The organism is Vulcanococcus sp. (assembly GCF_044369115.1).
Taxonomy (GTDB): domain Bacteria; phylum Cyanobacteriota; class Cyanobacteriia; order PCC-6307; family Cyanobiaceae; genus Vulcanococcus.
Genome location: NZ_JBIPMN010000175.1, coordinates 1 through 5,325 on the forward strand (window position 1 = coordinate 1; position 5,325 = coordinate 5,325).

General features: G+C 67.6%; 6 protein-coding genes. 2 read left to right on the forward strand and 4 right to left on the reverse strand.

Annotated features, from left to right (window positions below):
- The 4 genes from ACIQ2E_RS12210 to ACIQ2E_RS12225 form a co-directional block, all read right to left on the reverse strand.
- A partial coding sequence (locus ACIQ2E_RS12210) for a redoxin domain-containing protein (protein WP_398330891.1) occupies positions 1-139 on the reverse strand: 139 nt, incomplete at its 3' end.
- A gap of 67 nt (positions 140-206) precedes the next feature.
- Positions 207-1,844 carry a GTPase HflX gene (hflX, locus tag ACIQ2E_RS12215; protein WP_398330876.1) on the reverse strand — a complete coding sequence of 546 codons (1,638 nt, stop codon included), beginning with the start codon at positions 1,842-1,844 and terminating at the stop codon, positions 207-209.
- Positions 1,841-2,518, reverse strand: coding sequence for an HAD-IA family hydrolase (locus tag ACIQ2E_RS12220; protein WP_398330879.1), 678 nt, complete (start codon positions 2,516-2,518; stop codon positions 1,841-1,843). The genes hflX and ACIQ2E_RS12220 overlap by 4 nt, the downstream gene beginning before the upstream one ends.
- A 34-nt stretch (positions 2,519-2,552) precedes the next feature.
- Positions 2,553-3,725 carry an NAD(P)/FAD-dependent oxidoreductase gene (locus ACIQ2E_RS12225; protein ID WP_398330882.1) on the reverse strand — a complete coding sequence of 391 codons (1,173 nt, stop codon included), beginning with the start codon at positions 3,723-3,725 and terminating at the stop codon, positions 2,553-2,555.
- Between the two features lie 90 nt (positions 3,726-3,815).
- Between ACIQ2E_RS12225 and ACIQ2E_RS12230 the strand changes: the two genes are divergently transcribed.
- Positions 3,816-4,553: a phosphoadenylyl-sulfate reductase gene (locus ACIQ2E_RS12230; protein ID WP_398330885.1), complete on the forward strand. Its 738-nt coding sequence runs from the start codon at positions 3,816-3,818 to the stop codon at positions 4,551-4,553.
- Positions 4,554-5,240: a type III pantothenate kinase gene (locus tag ACIQ2E_RS12235; RefSeq protein WP_398330888.1), complete on the forward strand. Its 687-nt coding sequence runs from the start codon at positions 4,554-4,556 to the stop codon at positions 5,238-5,240.
- Positions 5,241-5,325 lie beyond the last annotated feature (85 nt).

Below are 5,325 nucleotides of genomic sequence, written 5' to 3' on the forward strand. Positions count from 1 at the left end.
TGGTGCACACCGGGGTGTAGTCGGCGGGGTGGGAGAAGAGAACAACCCAGCTGTCGCCAGCGAAGTCGTAGAGGTTGATCGGACCCAGCTGGGAGTTCTGGGTGAAATCGGGGACGGTGTCGCCCAGTTGGAGCGCCATGGGGCTGGGTTGATTTGAGGTCCAGATGCTGCCATAGCCAGGGTGTGAACTGACGTCAACCCAGGCGTCAACCCAGTGGCGGCTGGTCGCTGAACAACCACTCCCGCAACCCCTCCAGGCCCAGGCTCGCTGTGGCCGAGACAAACAGCACCTGGGGATCGAGCTTGCGTGCCTGCTCCAGGGATTGGGCTGTGCAGCGATCGATCTGGTTGCCGATCAGCCGGCGCGGGGTGTCGCTGCCCAGCTCATCAAGGATGGTGTGCACGGTGTTCAGTTGGTCCACCCAGCCCGGATCGGAGAGATCCACCACCAGCAACAGCTGATCGGCTTCCAGCGTTTCTTCCAGCGTGGAGCGAAAGGCCTCCACCAGCGGTGGCGGCAGGGCGCGGATGAACCCCACCGTGTCGGTGAGCAGCAGGGTTTGGGGTGGTCCGCCAGCCGGATTGGGCCGGCTGATGCGGCGGGTGGTGGGATCGAGGGTGGCGAAGAGCTTGTTCTCTGCCAGCACGGCCTCGCCAGCGGCTGGCTTGCTCAGGGCATTGAGCAGGGAGCTCTTGCCGGCGTTGGTGTAACCCACCAGGGCAAAGCGCTGCAGGCCTTGGCGGCTGCTGCGGATGCGGGCCCGGTGCTCACGCAGCTTCTGCACGTCCCGCTGCAGTTTGTCGATGCGGCGGGCGATGGCGCGCCGATCCTTTTCCAGTTGGGTTTCACCGGGGCCGCGGGTGCCGATGCCGCCGCCCTGGCGCGAGAGGCTCAGGCCGCGGCCCACGAGCCGCGGCAGCCGGTAGCGCAGCTGCGCCAGTTCCACCTGCAGCCGCCCTGCTCCACTGGCGGCCCGTTGGGCAAAGATGTCGAGAATCAGCTCGCTGCGATCGCTTACCGGTAGATCCAGCAGCTGCTCGAGGTTGCGGGCCTGGGCGGGGGTGAGCTCGCGATCGGTCACCACCAGCGATGCCCCGAGCCGCCGTGCCTCCAGGGCGGCTTCGCGCAGCTTGCCCTCGCCCCAGAGGGTTTGCGGTGAGCCCGATGCCTTGCGTTGCACCACCAGTCCCACCGGCAGCGAGCCGGCACTGCGCACCAGCCCTTCAAGCTCCGCGATCTCCCGCCGCGCCGTTTCGGGGTCGGAGGGGCTGAGCACCAGCAGCAGCACCTGCTCGAGGCCGCTGGGCTTGATTGCCGCTTGCGGAGGCGCTTGCCGCTCCGGTGGGATCCACTGGCAGAGCGCACTGAGATCAGTTTCGTGCTGCTGCTGCCAGGGATGGCTGGGGTCGCCGCCGGGCAGGTAAGCCGCAGCTGACCAGTAGCCGCCGGCGCCAGGTTGTTGCCCGTAGCGCAGCCAGAGCTGGGGATCGAGATCCAGGCCCACCACCGCTTCACTGCCGTGGGGGTCGAGCTGCTTGGCCCGGCCCACGCAGGTGATCAGGCGCAGGTCACTGCCCTGGCGGCGCGGCCCGCCCGGGAGGCGCTCCAGCAGCCGGCCTGACTGCTCCAGCGGCCCCACCCACAGCAGGCGGCAGAGGCCGCGGCCATCGATCACCAGGCTCAACGGCAGCTCCAGCTCCGTGCTCTCGGCCGCCAGCCGCTGCAGGGTGAGCAGATCGGCTCCGTAGGCCTCTGGGTGGCGCCGGTGGCTGAGGCGCTCCAGGCGCCGGCTCTGGGCAGGACGCAGGCCGGCGGTGCGGCCCAGCAGGGCGGTTTGCTTCAACGGTTGCGTCCACCTGGGATGCTGGCGGGCCGCCTGCGCTCAATCAGTACACAGTGCAGGCCGGCCGCGCGGGCACCGGCTTCATCCTCGGGGCTATCGCCGATGTGCCAGGCCGCCGCCGCCGACAGTTGCAGGAGCTCCAAGGCCCGCTGGAAGGGGCGCGGATCGGGCTTTGCCGCTCCCACCGCCGATGACACCACCACCGCATCCAGCCATGGCGCCAGCTCCAGCTGCTCCAGCAGGCAGTGCAGCCGTTGATCGAAGTTGCTCACCACCGCCAGCTTCAGGCCTGCGGCGCTCCAGCGCTGCAGGTGATCCGCCACGTCGGGATACACCTGCCAGGGTTCGGCAGTGGCGTAGTGGGTAAACAGTGCGGGGCCCAGACCCTCGGGCAGGGGGCCTTCATGGCCGCAGGCTTGTAGGCAGCCGGCGATCAGCTCCACCCACCAGGCCTGCTCGGCCCTCAGCAGGGCTGCGCCCTCCAGGCCGGGGAAGGCCAGCGGCGGAGCTGCTTTGAACAGCTGCGGAAAGACGGCATTGATCGCTTCAGCCTCCACGCTCAGCCCGTATTCGGCGGCGAAGGCGGAGTAGGTGCTGCCCACGGAGCGCCGCAGGCCGATCAGGGTGCCCATCGCATCGAGCAGCAAGCCCTCGGGTCGGCGCGCGTCGGTCATCGATGGAGTGGTGGTGCGTCGCAGTGTCAGGGCGTCAGAACCAATCGGCCAACCAGCCGCCGGCCACGCGCAGCTGATGCTGCAGCCCTGGCATCCGGGCCAGGTAGGCCAGGCGCCGCAGTTGGAATGCCGCGGGGCCGGCCAGGGTGATCCCCATGCCCGTGAGGGTGGCCTGGCCGATGCCCAAGCCCAGCATTTCCCCCAGATCCTTCCAGATGAAGGGTTGCAGCTCCTCGCCGCGCCGCTCGCGCAGCACGTTGGCCGCAATGCAGCTGGCCTGTTGGTAGGCCACCTGAGCGGTGGCGGGATGGGCTTCCCCGCTGGTGTCGAAGCAGAGGGCGGCGTCGCCCATCGCAAACAGGTGGTCGGCGCCGATCACCCGCAGATCGCTATGGCACGGCAGCCTGCCGCGGCGATCGAGCTCCAGCGCTGGCGTGAGGCTGGGAACGCTGCCCACGACCCCACCGGTCCAGATCACCCCATCGCAGCTCAGTGTTTCGCTGGTGCTGTCCCGCTGGAGGTTGAGCGTTGTGGCGCTCACTTCCGTCACCCGTGTGCCTGTGCGCAGGCGGATATCGCGCTGCAACAGCGCTTGCCGGGCTTGATCTCGATTGAAAGAGCGTGCTCCCGGCAGCAGTTCCTCGCCCTGTTCGATCAGTTCCACCACCGCTGCGCCTTGCAGCAGGTCGGCCAGCTTGCAGGCCAGCTCTACGCCACTGGCACCGGCTCCCACAATCGCCAGGCGCTGCAGGGGGCGTTGCTCTTGCTTGAGCCGCTGCACCAGATGCTGCAGGCGATCCACATCCGCCAGGCTGCGGAACCCGAGGCAGTGTTCCTCGACGCCGGGGATGCCGTGGCTGGTGGGCATACCGCCGGTGGCAATCACCAGTTCGCCGTAGTGCAGCTGCCGCCCGGATTCTGTGGTGAGCTGTTGGGTGGTGGTGTCGATCTGGCTCACGCGCTCCTGCAGCCACACCACACCTTTGCCGGCCAGCAGTTCGCTGTAGCGCGGTGCGATTTCCCAGCGCCGTAGTTCCTGGCTGAGCAGCTCGTAGAGCAGGGGCAGAAACAGGAACCGCTCCTGCGGTTCGATCAGCAGCACCGGTATGTCAGGGGCTGCAGCCGCCAGCTGCAGGGCGGCGCTCAGTCCGCCGAAGCCGCCTCCGACCACCACAACAGATTGCTGTTCGGCCTCGGCTGGCGGCACTGGTTCCGATCGGGCGGATGGTGTTGCGCGAACCCTAACCAGCAGCTGCGGGCACGGAAGCGCTTTCCCCTGGCATTGGAGGATGGTCTGATGACGAGCACACCGGCCACCACCTCAACCGCGCTGGATGAGCAGCAGTGCTGCCTGGCACTGGATTCCCTTGATGCGCTGGGGCGGATGCGCTGGGGCCTGGACCAGTTTGGTGATGGTTTTGCCCTCACCACCAGCTTCGGCATCCAAGCGGCGGTTTCGCTGCATCTGATCAGCCAGCTGGATCGCTCCGTGCCCGTGATCTGGGTGGATACCGGCTATCTCCCCCCCGAGACGTACCGCTACGCCGAAACACTGATCGAGCTGCTGGGGCTTCAGGTGCACGTAGCCCAGGCTGAGATCAGTCCTGCGCGGATGGAGGCCTTGCATGGCCGCCTCTGGGAGACAGGCCGCGTGGAAGACATGGAGACCTACCACCGCATCCGCAAGGTGGAGCCCCTGGATCGCGCCCTGGAGGCAATGGCGGTGCGCTGCTGGGCCAGCGGTGTGCGTGGCCGGCAGACCGATCACCGCAGCACCATGCAACCGCTTGCGCAGGTGCGCGGCCGCTGGGCCCTGCGCCCACTGCTCGCCTGGACGAACAAAGACGTTTTTTATTACATGCAGGAGCACGGGCTGCCGCAGCACCCGTTGTTTGAGCAGGGTTACTCCACGGTGGGCGACTGGCATTCCAGTGGCCCAGATGATGGGGGGATCAGCGGCCGGGCCACCCGTTTCGGGGGCCTCAAGCAGGAATGCGGCATTCACCTGCCGGGGATGGCCGGCGAGGGCATCTGAGTGGCGCGGCTGTTGTTGATTGGCAACAGCCGCTGGCATTGGGCCGAGCCCTCCGCAACGGCTGGTGGGCTGCGTTGCTGGCATACCCCGCCGGCTGATGCACTCGACGGGGATGACCTCCAGGCCTGGGCTGCGGTGGGTTCATTGCCTCGCTATTCCCCCTCGTTGGCGGGGAAACGGCTGGAGTTAGGAGATGTGCCCCTCAAGGGGGCACCGCCCTGGCTGGGTATCGATCGCGCTTTGGTGGGCTGGTGGGCCTGGCAGCAACAACAGAAGTCGGTCTTGGTGGCAGATGCCGGCACAGCCTTGAGCCTCACGCGGGTGAGCGCTGAGGGTTGTTTCGAGGGCGGCTTGATCAGCGCTGGTGTGGCCTTGCAGCTCAAGGCTCTGTCCGGCTCCACGGCACGGTTGCCCGATCTGGACGACTTCTGCTTCAAGGCCGGTCAGCCCGCGCCAACCTGGCCTCACAGCACCGATGCAGCCATGGGGGAGGGCTGCCGGCGTGCCGTGGCGGCCGGGATTGCGCTGGCCGCGGCAGAGGCTGCGGGCAGCTGCCTTTGGCTCACTGGAGGAGATGCCGCATTGGTGTTGCCTCTGCTGACGGCGCAGCAGCTTGAGCCCGTGCATGCACCGGATCTGGCCCTCGAGGCCATGGCGGCGTTGGCGGTGGTGGGTTGGCACCGCTGAGATCAGGTCAGGCCCAGGTCCCTCAGGATGTCGTCGGCCATGGTTTCAGCCTTCACCTTGGTGTAGGCCTTCTCAATCTTGCCGC

Bases quoted from the DNA above. Each gene is read 5' to 3' on its own strand.
- ACIQ2E_RS12220 (WP_398330879.1), bottom strand. From the start codon at position 2,518: ATGACCGACGCGCGCCGACCCGAGGGCTTGCTGCTCGATGCGATGGGC.
- ACIQ2E_RS12230 (WP_398330885.1), top strand. From the start codon at position 3,816: ATGACGAGCACACCGGCCACCACCTCAACCGCGCTGGATGAGCAGCAG.